This window comes from Micromonospora sp. NPDC057141, assembly GCF_042670805.1.
GTDB lineage: Bacteria > Actinomycetota > Actinomycetes > Mycobacteriales > Micromonosporaceae > Micromonospora.
Genome location: NZ_JBHUVA010000045.1, coordinates 37,755 through 51,540, shown reverse-complemented (window position 1 = coordinate 51,540; position 13,786 = coordinate 37,755). Strand labels below are relative to the sequence as shown.

The window sequence follows — 13,786 nt, the reverse complement described above, 5'->3', positions numbered from 1 at the left end:
CAGCGGTGACCCCGTGCCGGGCGGCGGCTCGCGCCGGACGGGCTCCGCGATCTCCCCTCCGCGACAAGGAGACCCTTGTGTCCGCAACCCCCCTGCTGGAACTACGAGGGATCGACAAGAGCTTCGGTCCCGTCCAGGTGCTGCGCGACGTCGCCCTCACCGCCCACGCCGGCGAGGTCACCGCGCTGGTCGGCGACAACGGCGCCGGCAAGTCGACCCTGGTGAAGTGCATCAGCGGCATCTACCCGACCGACTCCGGCCAGTTCCTCTTCGAGGGCCGCCCGGTCAGCATCAGCAGCCCCCGGGACGCCGCCGCCCTGGGCATCGAGGTCGTCTACCAGGACCTCGCGCTCTGCGACAACCTCGACATCGTGCAGAACATGTTCCTCGGCCGGGAGAAGCGCACCGGCATCGTCCTCGACGAGCCGACCATGGAGCAGATGGCCGCCGACACCCTCGCCGGACTGAGCGTCCGGACGGTGAAGTCGCTGCGCCAGCACGTCTCCAGCCTCTCCGGCGGCCAGCGGCAGACCGTCGCCATCGCCAAGGCGGTGCTCTGGAACAGCCGGCTGGTCATCCTCGACGAGCCGACCGCCGCCCTGGGCGTCGCGCAGACCGCCCAGGTGCTGGAACTGGTCCGCCGGCTCGCCGACAACGGCCTCGCCGTCGTGCTCATCTCGCACAACATGAACGACGTCTTCGCGGTCTCCGACCGGATCGCCGCCCTCTACCTCGGCCAGATGGTGGCCCAGGTGAAGACCACCGACATCACCCACTCGCAGGTCGTCGAGCTGATCACCGCCGGGCGCTCCGGTGCCCTCGGGTTCGCCGCCGAGCCGGCGGGTGGCAACGGCACCGGCGGCGCGGCCGTCGGCACGACCCCGGGAGCCCTCCGATGACCAGCACCGTCGTGAAGAAGGAAGGGCCGGCGGCGGTCGCCCCGCCGGTCACCGTCGGCGGCCACGTGCGCAGCTACGTCAGCCGGGTACGCGGCGGCGACATCGGCGCCCTGCCGGCCGTGCTGGGCCTGATCGTGCTCTGCACGGTCTTCGCGATCATGCGCCCGTCGTTCCTGTCCGCCGGCAACTTCGCCAACCTGTTCACCCAGGGCGCGGCGGTGACGCTCATCGCGATGGGCCTGGTCTTCGTCCTGCTGCTCGGCGAGATCGACCTCTCCGCCGGCTTCGCCAGCGGCGTCTGCGCGGCGATCCTCGCCAACGTCGTCACCGTGCTCGGCTACCCCTGGTGGGTCGCGGTGCTCGCCGCGCTCGGCACCGGCGTGCTCATCGGCACCACGCTGGGCTTCCTGGTGGCGAAGATCGGCATCCCGTCCTTCGTGGTCACCCTCGCCGGCTTCCTCGCCTTCCAGGGCATCGTGCTGATGCTGATGAAGGACGGCAGCAACATCTCCGTACGCGACGAGACGCTGGTGGCGATCTCCAACCGCAACCTGCCGCCCGCGATCGGCTGGGCGCTGGCCGCCGTCGCCGTCGCCGCCTACGCGGCGGTGCAGCTGATGCGGCACCGCAACCGGTCCGCCCGGGGGCTCGTCACCGACCCGCTGGCCGTCGTGTTCGCCCGGGTGGGCGTGCTGACGGTCATCCTCGGCGCCGCCGTCTACGTGCTCAACCTGGAGCGCAGCCGCAACGTCCTGATCACCTCGCTCAAGGGCGTGCCGATCGTGGTGCCGATCATCGCGGTGCTGCTGATCGTCTGGACCTTCGTGCTCCAGCGCACCAGCTACGGCCGGCACGTCTACGCCGTCGGCGGCAACAAGGAGGCCGCCCGCCGCGCCGGCATCAACGTCGACCGGATCCGCATCTCGGTCTTCGTCATCTGCTCCTCGATGGCCGCGATCGGCGGCATCGTCGCGGCGAGCAGGGCCAACTCGGTGGACCCCAACACGGGTGGCAGTAATGTGCTGCTCTACGCCGTGGGCGCGGCGGTGATCGGCGGCACCAGCCTCTTCGGCGGCAAGGGCCGGGTGCTCGACGCCGTGCTCGGCGGCGCGGTGGTCGCCGTGATCGACAACGGCATGGGTCTGATGGGCTACAGCTCGGGGGTGAAGTACGTGGTAACCGGCGTGGTGCTGCTGCTCGCCGCGAGCGTGGACGCCTTCTCCCGGCACCGGTCGGCCGCCACCGGCAACCGTTGACACCCGCGCGAAAGTACCGGTAACGATGCGTGTGGGACCGAGTCAGGACGAGATCCGTCGGCAGAACCTCGGTGCCCTGCTGCGCTACGTGCACGTCCACGGCGCGACGACCCGCGCCGAACTGACCACCACCCTCGGGCTCAACCGCAGCACCATCGGCGCGCTGACCGCCGACCTGGCCGGCGCCGGGCTGGTCAGCGAGGGCACGCCGAAGGAGACCGGCCGGGCCGGACGACCGTCGCTGGTCGTCCGGCCCGAGTCGGAGCGGGTCTACGCGTACGCGTACAGCGTGGAGGTGGACCGGCTGCGGGCCGCGCGGGTCGGTCTGGGCGGCGCGGTGCTCGATCGCCGGGAACTGGACCGACCCCGCAACCTGATGGCCGGGGAGGCCGCCCCGCTGCTGGCCGGCGCGGTCAAGGAGATGCACCAGTCGGTCCCGGCGGGTGCGTTCTGCGTCGGGGCCGGGGTGGCGGTCTGCGGCATGGTCCGCCGCGACGACGGCCTGGTTCGGCTCAGCCCGACCACCGGCTGGGTGGACGAGCCGATCGGCGCGGCGCTCGCCGCCGAGCTGGGCATCGACGTGCCCATCACGGTCGGCAACGTGGCCGACGTGGCGGCGTTCGCCGAGCACGCCCGGGGCGTCGCCGCCGGCTGCGACAACGTCATCTACCTGTACGGGGACGTCGGCGTCGGCGCCGGCATCATCGCCGGCGGCCGGCGGCTGACCGGACACGGCGGGTACGGCGGCGAGGTCGGCCACATGGTGGTGGTGCGCGGCGGGCAGCCCTGCGAGTGCGGCTCCCGGGGCTGCTGGGAGACCGAGATCGGCGAGCACGGGCTGCTGCGGGCCGCCGGCCGGTCCGACGCCCGAGGGCCCGACGCGGTGCTGGCCCTCTTCGAGGCCGCCGACCGGGGCGACGCACGGGCCCAGACGGCGGTACGGCAGGCCGGCGACTGGCTCGGCTTCGGCGTGGCCAACCTGGTCAACATCTTCAACCCCGAGATGGTCATCTTCGGCGGCACGATGCGGGACCTCTACCTCGCCGCGGCGGCACAGGTGCGCAGCCGGCTCAACTCGATGGGGCTGCCGGCCTGCCTGGAGCACGTGCGGCTGCGTACCCCGAAACTCGGCGACGACGCGGCGCTGATCGGCGCGGCCGAGCTGGCGTTCGAGCGGCTGCTCGCCGACCCCCTCGACGCGGCCTGACCCTCCCGTCTGGCGTGGGGTGCCCCGGGCGTGCCCGGCTGCGTACGCTGTCCGGCGTGGACGTCGAGCTGCGCGCCTCCGACGACGACCGGCACCGGGTCGTCGCCGACCTGCAACGGCACACCTCGGCGGGCCGGCTCACCCTCGACGAGTTCTCCGAGCGGGTCGGCGAGGCCTGGGCCGCCCGTACCCTCGGCGACCTGGCCCTGGTGACCCGGGACCTGCCGGTCGAGCCGGTCCTCCCTCCCTCGCCCGCGGCTCCCTCGTCTGCGTCCTCTTCGCCCGCGCACGGCCGGCGGGACCTGCTGGTCGTCTTCGCGGTCGCCGTCGCCACCCTGCTCCTGCTCGGCCTGCTGATGGCCGTCACCCGCTGACCTGTCGCCCCGGTTGCCCGGCCTGATTCCCCGCGCCGGATCCCCCGCCGGGTTTCACGAGACGCTCTTCCGGGATCCGGATGAACTGATCGCGGCAGCCATCCGTACCAGTGACCGGACGGGCGGCCCGTGGGACTCGGCCGCCCGGACGGACGCGTTCGGCCCGGACCGAGGAGGCACCGCACCCATGGCACCGCTCAGATCCGCACGTCGCCGGCCAGGGCACCGGACCCACCGGATGGCGGCGCTGGTTGTCACCTTCGTCGCCGCACTGGGGGTGCTACCCGGCGTGGCCCTCGCCGCGCCGGTCAACGCCCAGCTCAACGCCGCCGACACCACCCTGCTCGTCGGCGTACGGCTGGCCGGGCTGTGGGAGATGCCGGCCGGGCAGATGGCCGCCGAGAAGGGCCAGTCGGCCCGGGTGCGCGAGATCGGCGCCGAGATCTCCCGGCAGCACGGGGTGCTGGACCAGCTCGTCGTGGACGCCGCCAACAAGCTCGGCGCGACCCTGCCCACGGACCCCACCGCCGAGCAGAAGGGGTGGCTCAAGGAGATGCAGGACTCCACCGGCGCCCGGTTCGACCAGATCTTCGTGACCCGGCTCCGGGTGGCGCACGGCAAGATCTTCCCGGTCATCGGCGCGGTGCGCGCCAGCACCCGGGACGCGACCGTCCGCAAGCTCGCCGACGAGTCCAACAAGTTCGTCGGGGACCACATGGCGATGCTGGAGAGCACCGGCCTGGTCCGCTGGGACCAGCTGCCACCCGCCGCGCTCCCGCCGGCGCAGAGCGACTCGCTGGTCGCGGCGGCCGCCGCGAACGTCGGCAGCGGCGGCCGGCTCGGGGTCAGCACGACGGTGGTGTGGCTGGTATTCATCGCCGCGCTGGGCACCGGCGGCATCGCCACGTACCGCATCCTGCGCCGCAACTGACCGGCTTGGATGTTAGGAAGGGCCCCCTGTGCAACAGAATGCGTTAACAGGGGGCCCTTCCTTGCACCGGCTGCGGCTGCACCTGCCGCGTCAGCGGTCCACCTGGGTGAAGTCCCAGGTGTGTGGGGGGCGGGCGATCAACGTCGCGGGCGGATCCGGCAGCGGCCGGGGGCTGCTGCGCCACTTCGAGACCACCACCACCCGGTGGTCGGTGGAACTGAACACCTCGCTGGACACGTGCAGCGGGTCGTGCTCGACCTCCGGCAGGGCCGTGTCGCAGACCCAGGTGATCAGGTCGGCGAAGCCGTAGGGCTCCGCCCGCGCCTCCCACATCCGTACGATCACGTCGTCGCTCCCTCGGTCAGGTCGGGCCTTCGGTGGCGCTCCCCGGTCAGGTCGGGCCGTCACACGCTGACCGTGGTCAGCGGCAGCGCCGAGTCGGCCGGCAGGTCGAGCCGGCTGGGCGCGACCCCTGCGGCGACCAGGTGCGAGCCCAGCGCCGCCACCATCGCCCCGTTGTCGGTGCACAGCTTCGGCCGGGGCACCCGTACCCGGATGCCGAGCTTCGCCGCCCGGTGCTCGGCCAGCACCCGCAGCCGGGAGTTCGCCGCCACTCCCCCGCCGATCACCAGCGTGTCCACCCCGTGGGCCTGGCACGCGGCCAGCGCCTTCGCGGTCAGCACGTCGCAGACCGCCTCCTGGAACGACGCGGCCACGTCGGCCACCGGCACCGGCTCGCCGGCCCGCTGCCGGGCCTCCACCCAGCGGGCCACCGCCGTCTTCAGGCCGGAGAAGGAGAAGTCGTACCGGTGGGCGGCGAGGTCCTTGGCGGCGGTGAGACCGCGCGGGAAGCCGATCGCGGCGGCGTCGCCGGCGGCGGCCTCCCGGTCGATGTACGGGCCACCGGGGAACGGCAGGCCGAGCAGCCGGGCCACCTTGTCGAACGCCTCACCGGCGGCGTCGTCGATGGTCGCCCCGAGCGGGGTCACCCCCCGGGCCAGGTCGTCGACGAGCAGCAGGGACGAGTGCCCGCCGGAGACCAGCAGGGCGATCGCCGGCTCGGGCAGCGGCCCGTGCTCCAGAGTGTCCACGGCGACGTGCGCGGCGAGGTGGTTCACCCCGTACACCGGCTTGTCGGCGGCCAGCGCATAGCCCTTCGCGGCGGCCACGCCGACCAGCAGCGCGCCGGCCAGCCCCGGGCCGGACGTCACCGCGATGGCGTCGATGTCGGCGATGGTCACCCCCGCCTCGGCGAGCGCCCGGTCCATGGTGGGCACGATGGCCTCCAGGTGGGCACGGCTGGCCACCTCGGGCACCACCCCGCCGAACCGGGCGTGCTCGGCGACGCTGGAGGCCAACGCGTCCGCGAGCAGGGTGTGCCCGCGCACGATGCCGATGCCGGTCTCGTCGCAGGAGGTCTCGATGCCGAGGATGAGCGGTTCGTCGGCCATGGCTCCTCAGTCCTGGTCGCGCCGCATGACCAGCGCGTCGGTGTTGCTGGGTTGGTAGTAGCCGCGGCGTACGCCGATCGGCTCGAAGCCGTACGTCGCGTAGAGCCGCTGGGCGGGGCCGTTGTCCGCCGCGACCTCCAGCAGCGTGCTGCGTACGCCCCGGCGGGCGGCCTCGGCGAGCAGCGCCTCCAGCATCGCCCGACCCACCCCGCGCCGCTGGGCGTCCCGGGCGACGGCGATGTTCTGCACCCACGCCTCGTCCGGCGCGGCGACGGCGAGCCCGGCGTAGCCGAGCACGCGCTCCCCGTCGGCCGGAGTGGCGACCAGGTAGAAGTGGCCGTTGGCCAGCTCGTTCCAGAACATCGCGGGCGACCACCGCTCGGCCCCGAACAGGTCCGCCTCGATCGGCAGCACCTCGTCGACGTGCCACCAGCGGAACCGGCCCAGCCGGATTCCTGTCGGGCTCGGCCGCTCGGGCCCGCTCACGGCCGGGCCTCCCGCCCGCTCAGGACTCGGCCGCTCCCGCCCGCTCACGGCAGGACCGGCTTGCGGGCGGTGGCGGCCACGGCGTCGGGGCGGCGCAGGTACAGCGGGGTGAGCGGCTCGCCGGGCGCGCCGGCCCGGATCCGCTCGGCCGCCAACAGGGCCAGCGCGGTCGGGTCCGGGTAGCGGGGCTCGGCACGCAGCGGCAGGCCGAGCACGTCGGCGTACCGGTGCGCGCCGTCGCCGACCGCGGCGGTGACCCCCAGTTCGCGGGCACGCTGCGCAGCGACCGCCGGGGCGTCCACGTCGGGGCCGGCGATCCGCTGGCCGGCGCCGTCGTACACCGCCCAGTAGACCTCCCGGCGGCGGGCGTCGCTGGCCGCCAGGACCGGCTCGCCGGCCGCCGCCGGGTGGCCGATCCCGTCCAGCGAGCACACGCCGTACGCTGCGACGCCCAGCACCTGGGCCATGGTGGCGGCGGTGACCAGCCCCACCCGCAGCCCGGTGAACGGGCCGGGGCCGAGGCCGGCGACGATCGCGGTCAAATCGGCCGGGCGGGCGTCGACGTCGGCGAGGACGGCGTGCACCTGCGGTGCGAGCAGCTCGCCGTGCGCGCGGGCATCGACGGTGCACCGCTGGGCGCGCGGCGTCACGCCGGTCGCCGTGATCTCCACCAGCGCCGCGGTCACCGCGGGGGTCGAGGAGTCCACCACCAGTACGAGCACGAACGCAACCCTAACCGCCCACCCCGCCGCACCATTGCAGCCCCACCCACCCCACCCACTCCCCGCGCTCCCCGCACCCCCGCCGCCGTGATCAAGAGGAAAACGTCAAAGATGATCTCGACGGTGACACAAACTTCTTGATCACCGAGGGGCGGGGGTCAGCTGGGGGTGCGGAGAACTCGGAGGAACGGAAACAGGAGCCAGGGGCGACGGCCGCGGATCGAGACCCCGCCGGTCAGGGCAGTGCGGACCCGGCCCACCCGGCCGAACAGCATCAGGTTGAGCGCCGCCGGGTCGAACCGCACCCGCACGTCCGGGCGGGCGCCGGGCGCGGCGATCGACACCAGCCCCCGGTGCAGGACGAGGGTGATGTCGGCGCAGTATGCCGACTGGAACTCCACGGTGATCGGGCGGTCCCGGGGCGGCTCGTCGTTGTCGAGCAGCCGGCCGTAGCCGGCGCGGACCACCCCGACGAGAAAGACCTCGAAGAACAGCACGGCCTCCCGGCCGGGCATCTCCCACGGCCGGCCCGTGGCGCGGGCGATGTCCCAGCCGTGCACGAGCAGCTCGTTGACGAGGTGGCCGAAGAGACCGGCGAGCGGCGCGCGGGCGGCGCCGAACCAGGGCAGCAGCTCGGTCGGATCGCGGTCGGCGGCGAGCGAGAGGATCTTGGCCACGTCGGCGCGGAACTGCGCCAGCAGCGGCGCGGGGTCGCGCTCCGGCAGGTGGGCCAGGATCAGGTCGTTGACGCCCTCGATGGTGTCCACGGTGACCGTCGGCAGCTGGGCGTCGAGGCCGGGAATCGGCAGCGGCGGGTGCTCGGGGTCGAGCTTCGTCGCATACCACCAGCCGACCGAGACCAGGTGGACGACGGTGTCGGCGACCGACCAGTGCGCGGTCACCATGGTCTGCGGCCGGTCGACCGACTCGACGAGCCGGACGAACCGGTCGGTGGCCGCCGCCAGCGCCCCCCGGGCCGCGAGCCACTGCTGCGGGCTGATCGTCGCCGTAGCCGCCACGTGCCGCCTCCGATCCGTGGAGCCGCCGGGACACTCGGGCTGCCGCACAGTCTACAGCAGAAGGTGATCGCCCGGTCACTCCGAAATCTGCGGGGTGACCGGGCGACGAAACCGGCTCAGCCCGCCGACCGCTCCCAGTCGATGGTCGGCAGGCCCGCGTCGGCGAGGGCCTTGTTGGTCGCGCTGAACGGGCGGCTGCCGAGGAACCCGCGGGGGTTCATCGGGCTCGGGTGACCGGCTTCCAGCACCAGGTGCTGCGGGTTGGTGACCAGGGTCGCCTTCTTGCGGGCGTACCCGCCCCAGAGCAGGAAGACGACCCGCTGGTCGAGGGCGTCGAGGGCACGGATCGTCGCGTCGGTGAACTCCTCCCACCCCTTGTTGGCGTGCGACCCCGGGGTGGCCTGCCGGACGGTCAGCACCGAGTTGAGCAGCAGCACCCCCTGCGCGGCCCAGCCGTCGAGGTTGCCGCCGCGCGGCTTCGGCACCCCCAGGTCCTCGGTCAGCTCCTTGAAGACGTTACGCAGCGACGGCGGGACGGACACCCCCTCGCGGACGCTGAAGCTCAGCCCGTGCGCCTGCCCGGCCTTGTGGTACGGGTCCTGCCCGAGGATCAGCACCCGGGTCTGACCCGGCCCGCACAGCCGGTACGCGGAGAACAGATCCTCGACCGGCGGGAAGACGGTCTGGGTGGCGTATTCCCCGGCGACGAACTCGGCCAACGCGGCCGTGCGGGCCGGGTCGAGGTGCGGGGTGAGCAGGGCGCGCCACTCCTCGGGCAGCAGGGAGAGCAGGTCGAGGGTGGAGGCGTCGTGGGGCATCGGCAGCCTTTCGCAGTCGGTCGGCCCCCTTCCTACCAGCCCGGTCCGACACCCCGCGCGAGCCGGGCCGACGGCGGGCGCGGAAGCCTCGTGCCGGCGACGACCGGTCAGGAGAGGGCGGTCAGAAAAGGGCGACCAGGCGGGCGAACCGGTCAGGAAAGGGCGGTCAGACGGGCGGCCCAGTCGCCGCCGGCCGGTTCCAGCTCGACCAGTCGGGTGTCGTCGTCGCGCCGATCGATGCGGACCCGCAGGTGGGCGTCGACCAGCTGCTCGACCAGCCCTTCGCCCCACTCGACGACGGTCACCGAGTCGTCGACCGAGGCGTCCAGGTCAAGGTCGTCGATCTCGGCGCGCGGGTCGGCGGCGTCCCCGAGCCGGTACGCGTCGGCGTGCACCAGCGCCACGCCCCGGCCCCGCACCGGATCGGGCCGGTGCACGCGGGCGATCACGAAGGTCGGCGAGGTGATGTCGCCGAGCACGCCGAGGCCCGCGCCGATGCCGCGGGTCAGCGCGGTCTTGCCAGCGCCGAGCGGACCGGTGAGCAGCAGCAGGTCGCCGGCGCGCAGCACCCCGGCGAGCCGGCGACCGAACGCGTGGGTGTCCTCGACCGTCGGCAGCGTCACACCGACATCGACGCCGACGCCCACGCCGACCGGGCCGCCGGATGCCGGGCCCTGTCCGGCGGGACCGCCGACCGGGTCGACGCCGCTCACAGCCCCTCCAGGAAGCGGGCCAGGGCCCCGTTGACCTCGTCGGCGTGCTCCAGCATCACCACGTGCCCGCTGTCGTGGATCTTGAGGTATTCGGCGTGCGGGAGCCGCCGGACGATCTCCTCCGAGTGGGTCACGGGGGTGATCATGTCCTTGTCGCCGACCACCACCAGCACCGGGGTGCCGGCCAGCGCGGCCAGCGCCGGATATCGGGAGTGGGTGGCCAGGGTGCGCAGGTAGCGGGTGACCGTGTCGGCCGACGTGCGGGAGTTCATCAGCTCCACGTACGACACCAGGGCCGGGCTGGGCCTCGGGGTGCCGAAGCCGTACTTGCGGGTGAGCAGCCAGGCCACGTTGGACGTCGACTTGCGGGCGGCGTCGATCGCCGTGCCGCCGTAACGGGTGGCGTTGCTCATCATGTAGAGCACCGGGGAGCCGACCCGGCCGAGCAGGGCCGGGGCGACCAGCTTCGTCTCGGCCAGCAGCCCGCCCGAGGTGGCCATCAGCACCGTGCCGACCACCCGGTCGCCGAACAGCTCCGGGTAGAGCTCCGCGAACGCCATGATGGTCATCCCGCCCATCGAGTGGCCGACCAGCACGAGCGGCCCCTCCGGGGCGGTCCGGTCGATGACCCGGCGCAGCGTGCGGCCGAGCGCGGCGAGGTCGTACTCGCCGGTCTCCAGCCGCCCCGACCGGCCGTGCCCCGGCTGGTCGTACGCGACGATGCGGTGCTCGCCCCGCTCGGCGAGCATCTTGCGCTGGAAGTGGAAGGTGCCCATGTCCAGGCAGAAGCCGTGCACCAGCACCACGGTCGGGTGCCCCGGGACGGGGCGGGTCGGCTCCACCACCTCGACGTGGATGTCGGTGCCGTCGGGCAGCTCCAGCCGGAACGCCTCGTCGTAGCGCTGCTGACCGAACACCTCGTCGGCGTACGGATCGGCGGGGCCGGCCTTGAGCCGGCGGACCAGGATGCGCTCGCTCACCACCCCCGCCGCGAGCCCGGCGGCGGCCACCCCGACGGCCGCCCCGACCACCCCGGCGACCCGGCCGGCGGCGGTGCGCGGCCGGGGGATGCGGAACCTGCGCTCGCTCACGGCCGCTCGCCGTCGTAGACGCGGGGCACCCGGACCCCACCGAACCGGGTGACGATCTCGTAGTTGATCGTGCCGGCCGCCTCGGCCCAGTCGTCGGCCGTGGGCTCGCCGTCGGTGCCGGGGCCGAACAGGGTCGCCACGTCGCCGGCCGCCACCGGGTCGTCGCCGCAGTCGATCACGAACTGGTCCATGCAGACCCGGCCCGAGACGGTCCGCCGCCGGCCGGCGAGCTGCACGGGGCCGGTGTTGGAGGCGTGCCGGGGCACCCCGTCGGCGTAGCCGAGCGGCACCACGGCCAGGTTGGCGTCGGCCTCGGTCAGGTAGGTGTGCCCGTACGACACGCCGCTGCCGGCGCGCACCCGCTTGGTGAGCATGACCCGGGCCCGGGCGGTCATCGCCGGGCGCAGCCCGAACCGCTCGCCGGCCACCGGGGAGAGCCCGTAGGTCGCGATCCCGGGCCGAACCAGGTCGAAGTGGGTGTCGGGGCGGGTCAGGGTAGCGGCGGAGTTGGCCAGGTGCCGGTAGTGCGGGCGCAGCCCGGCCCGCTCGACCATGTCCAGCCCCTCGTGGAAGACCGCGAGCTGGCGGTCGGTCGTCGGGTGGCCGGGCAGGTCCGCATACACGAAGTGGCTCCACACGCCGACCACCTCGACCAGGCCGTCGGCCTGGGCCTTCGCGGCGGCCTCCAGCAGCGCCGGCCAGTCGGCGACGGTGGCCCCGCCCCGGGCCAGCCCCGTGTCGATCTTCAGGTGCAGCCGGGCCGGGCGGCCGGCCCGCCGGCCCGCCTCGGCCATCTCGTCGAGCTGGGTGAGGCTCGCGGCGGCCAGGTCCACCCCGGTCGCGACGCCCTCGTGCAGCGGCACCCCGGGGGCGAGCAGCCAGGCCAGCACGGGCGCGTCGATGCCGGCCCGGCGCAGCGTGAGCGCCTCGTCGAGGGTGCAGACGCCGAGCCAGTCCGCGCCGGCGTCGAGCGCGGCACGGGCCGACGGGAGCATGCCGTGGCCATAGCCGTCGCCCTTGACCACCGCCATCAGCTCGGCGCTGGTGCCCGCCCGCAGCCGCGTCACGTTCTCCCGGATCGCGTCAAGATCGACCCGCACCTCGGACTGCCACATGCCCCCAGCCTACTGACCGGGCCGCCACGAGCTTTCCCATGTCGGGCGGATGGCGGTATCCGGAAGGAAAGATACCGCCACGTCGCCGACCTGGCGTCGATCATCCCGCCCCGGGTGCCGCCGACAGGCCGGCCACGACCGGACGCAGCGCGGCGGCCACGTCGGGCGCGGTCACCGGACCCGACCGGGCCGCCTCCCGCCCGGCCAGCCCGTGCAGGTACGCCGCCGCGGCGGCCGCCCGCTCCGGGGCCAGCCCGGCGGCGAGCAGCGAGCCGAGCAGCCCGGCGAGCACGTCGCCGGTGCCTCCGGTGGCCAACGCGGGGGTGCCGGTCGGGTTGACGTACGCCCGGCCGTCGGGGGTGGCGACGATCGTGCGGTCCCCCTTGAGCAGGACCACCGCGTTCATCCAGGCGGCCAGCCGCAACGCGGCGGCGGCCCGGTCCGCGCCCGGCTCCTCCCCACAGAGCCGGGTGAACTCCCGGTCGTGCGGGGTGACCACGATCGGCGCTTCCCGCCGGCGCAGCCGGTCGGCCATCGACCCGCCCACGAGCAGGGTCAGCGCGTCGGCGTCGAGCACCACCGGCACCGGGGCGGCGAGCACCGCCCGCAGCTCGGCGACGGCGTCCTCGCCGGTGCCCAGGCCCGAGCCACAGACCCACGCCTGGACCCGGCCGGCGTCGGCGACCCGGCCGGTCGCGATCACGGACGGGTGGTGCAGCAGCACGTCGGCGCGGGCGCTGCCGGCGTACCGGACCAGGCCCGTCGGCCCGGCGAGCGCGCCGCCGACGGAGAGCACGGACGCACCCGGGTACGCCGCCGAGCCCGTCGCGAGGCCCACCACGCCCCGAGTGTATTTCTCCGCGGCCGGGCCCAGCTCCGGCCACCAGTCGACCACGTCGGTCCGCTCGGTGACCCGCAGCGCGGGCGTGCCGCGCAGCCACGGCTCCAGACCGATGTCGACCAGCTCGACCTGGCCGGCCAGCGCCGCCGCCGGGCCCACCACCAGGGCCGGCTTCAGCGCGCCGAACGCCACCGTCACATCGGCCCGGATCGCGGCCGGCCGGCCGGAGGCGGCCAGCGGCAGGTGGCCGGTGTCCACGGCCACGCCGCTGGGGACGTCCACGGCGACCACGCCGGCCCGCCCGCCGTCGCGGCCGTGCAAGCCGGGCAGCTCGCCGGCCAGCCGGTCGGCCGCCTCGCGCAGCCCGCCGGTGCCGCCGATCCCGACGATCCCGTCCAGCACCAGGTCGACCACCGCGGGCACCCGGTCCACCAGGCGGCCCCCGGCGGCGCGCAGCGCGGCCAGCCCCGGCGCGTGCGCCCGGCCCGGGGTGAGCAGCAGGGCCGAGACGGCGACGCCCCGGCGGGCCAGCCGCTCCCCCGCGTACAGGGCGTCGCCGCCGTTGTCGCCCGTGCCGACCAGCAGCAGCACCCGGGCCCCGTACACCCCGCCCCGGTCGGCGAGCAGCAGCGCGCAGCGGCGGGTCAGCCCGGCTGCCGCCCGCTGCATCAGCGCCCCGGCGGGGAGGGTGGCCATCAGCCCGGCCTCGGCTGCCCGGACGTCCGCGACCCGCCAGACCGGTTTCATGCCACCGCGTCCCGTCCGGAGTCCGCACCGGGGCCGCCGTCCGCACGCCTGGTCCGCCCCGGCCCGTCGAGGATCATGGCCTCACCCTACCGGCGGAAGCGGCCGCAGGTTACCCG

The 13,786-nt window shown here is 74.5% G+C and carries 15 protein-coding genes; 5 read left to right on the top strand and 10 right to left on the bottom strand.

The annotated features are described in order from the left end of the window. Positions 1–77 precede the first annotated feature (77 nt). The 5 genes from ACFT41_RS21325 (at position 78) to ACFT41_RS21305 (ending at position 4,667) form a co-directional block, all read left to right on the top strand. Positions 78–899, top strand: a complete 822-nt coding sequence (locus ACFT41_RS21325) for an ATP-binding cassette domain-containing protein (RefSeq protein WP_377581702.1) — start codon at positions 78–80, stop codon at positions 897–899. Continuing rightward, the gene (locus ACFT41_RS21320) at positions 896–2,155 is read left to right on the top strand and encodes a sugar ABC transporter permease (protein ID WP_377581699.1); all 1,260 of its coding nucleotides are present in this window, start codon (positions 896–898) and stop codon (positions 2,153–2,155) included. Before ACFT41_RS21325 ends, ACFT41_RS21320 begins: the two co-directional genes overlap by 4 nt. A 25-nt stretch (positions 2,156–2,180) precedes the next feature. Next, complete coding sequence (locus tag ACFT41_RS21315; protein WP_377581697.1) at positions 2,181–3,362, top strand: ROK family protein; 1,182 nt, start codon at positions 2,181–2,183, stop codon at positions 3,360–3,362. A gap of 56 nt (positions 3,363–3,418) precedes the next feature. Beyond that, positions 3,419–3,736, top strand: coding sequence for a DUF1707 domain-containing protein (locus tag ACFT41_RS21310; RefSeq protein ID WP_377581695.1), 318 nt, complete (start codon positions 3,419–3,421; stop codon positions 3,734–3,736). A 238-nt stretch (positions 3,737–3,974) separates the two neighbouring features. Further along, a complete protein-coding gene (locus ACFT41_RS21305) occupies positions 3,975–4,667 on the top strand; it encodes a DUF4142 domain-containing protein (protein ID WP_377581693.1) in 693 nt (230 codons plus the stop codon). Positions 4,668–4,757: 90 nt separating this feature from the next. Here the strand turns inward: ACFT41_RS21305 and ACFT41_RS21300 are convergent, their stop codons facing one another. The 10 genes from ACFT41_RS21300 to ACFT41_RS21255 form a co-directional block, all read right to left on the bottom strand. Beyond that, the gene (locus tag ACFT41_RS21300) at positions 4,758–5,012 is read right to left on the bottom strand and encodes a hypothetical protein (protein ID WP_377581691.1); all 255 of its coding nucleotides are present in this window, start codon (positions 5,010–5,012) and stop codon (positions 4,758–4,760) included. A 59-nt stretch (positions 5,013–5,071) separates the two neighbouring features. Further along, positions 5,072–6,118, bottom strand: coding sequence for a tRNA (adenosine(37)-N6)-threonylcarbamoyltransferase complex transferase subunit TsaD (gene tsaD / locus ACFT41_RS21295; RefSeq protein WP_377581689.1), 1,047 nt, complete (start codon positions 6,116–6,118; stop codon positions 5,072–5,074). 6 nt (positions 6,119–6,124) lie between these two features. Further along, a complete protein-coding gene (gene rimI / locus ACFT41_RS21290; RefSeq protein ID WP_377581822.1) occupies positions 6,125–6,571 on the bottom strand; it encodes a ribosomal protein S18-alanine N-acetyltransferase in 447 nt (148 codons plus the stop codon). Positions 6,572–6,648: 77 nt separating this feature from the next. Beyond that, a complete protein-coding gene (gene tsaB, locus ACFT41_RS21285) occupies positions 6,649–7,326 on the bottom strand; it encodes a tRNA (adenosine(37)-N6)-threonylcarbamoyltransferase complex dimerization subunit type 1 TsaB (protein WP_377581687.1) in 678 nt (225 codons plus the stop codon). 158 nt (positions 7,327–7,484) lie between these two features. Continuing rightward, a complete protein-coding gene (locus tag ACFT41_RS21280; protein WP_377581684.1) occupies positions 7,485–8,345 on the bottom strand; it encodes a maleylpyruvate isomerase family mycothiol-dependent enzyme in 861 nt (286 codons plus the stop codon). Positions 8,346–8,461: 116 nt separating this feature from the next. Then, positions 8,462–9,163: a uracil-DNA glycosylase gene (gene ung / locus ACFT41_RS21275; protein WP_377581682.1), complete on the bottom strand. Its 702-nt coding sequence runs from the start codon at positions 9,161–9,163 to the stop codon at positions 8,462–8,464. Positions 9,164–9,315: 152 nt separating this feature from the next. After that, entirely contained in the window at positions 9,316–9,810 is a 495-nt protein-coding gene (gene tsaE / locus ACFT41_RS21270) for a tRNA (adenosine(37)-N6)-threonylcarbamoyltransferase complex ATPase subunit type 1 TsaE (protein WP_377581819.1), read from the bottom strand. A 62-nt stretch (positions 9,811–9,872) separates the two neighbouring features. After that, on the bottom strand, positions 9,873–10,967 hold the full coding sequence (locus ACFT41_RS21265) for an alpha/beta hydrolase (RefSeq protein ID WP_377581679.1): 1,095 nt from the start codon (positions 10,965–10,967) through the stop codon (positions 9,873–9,875). Further along, a complete protein-coding gene (gene alr / locus ACFT41_RS21260; protein ID WP_377581677.1) occupies positions 10,964–12,082 on the bottom strand; it encodes an alanine racemase in 1,119 nt (372 codons plus the stop codon). The genes ACFT41_RS21265 and alr overlap by 4 nt, the downstream gene beginning before the upstream one ends. A gap of 100 nt (positions 12,083–12,182) precedes the next feature. Continuing rightward, positions 12,183–13,670, bottom strand: a complete 1,488-nt coding sequence (locus ACFT41_RS21255; RefSeq protein WP_377581675.1) for an NAD(P)H-hydrate dehydratase — start codon at positions 13,668–13,670, stop codon at positions 12,183–12,185. Positions 13,671–13,786: the final 116 nt, after the last annotated feature.

Coding starts and splice junctions, on each gene's coding strand:
- ACFT41_RS21320 (WP_377581699.1), top strand. CDS start 896: ATGACCAGCACCGTCGTGAAGAAGGAAGGGCCGGCGGCGGTCGCCCCG.
- ACFT41_RS21315 (WP_377581697.1), top strand. CDS start 2,181: ATGCGTGTGGGACCGAGTCAGGACGAGATCCGTCGGCAGAACCTCGGT.
- ACFT41_RS21305 (WP_377581693.1), top strand. CDS start 3,975: ATGGCGGCGCTGGTTGTCACCTTCGTCGCCGCACTGGGGGTGCTACCC.
- tsaD (WP_377581689.1), bottom strand. CDS start 6,118: ATGGCCGACGAACCGCTCATCCTCGGCATCGAGACCTCCTGCGACGAG.
- ung (WP_377581682.1), bottom strand. CDS start 9,163: ATGCCCCACGACGCCTCCACCCTCGACCTGCTCTCCCTGCTGCCCGAG.
- alr (WP_377581677.1), bottom strand. CDS start 12,082: ATGTGGCAGTCCGAGGTGCGGGTCGATCTTGACGCGATCCGGGAGAAC.
- ACFT41_RS21255 (WP_377581675.1), bottom strand. CDS start 13,670: ATGAAACCGGTCTGGCGGGTCGCGGACGTCCGGGCAGCCGAGGCCGGG.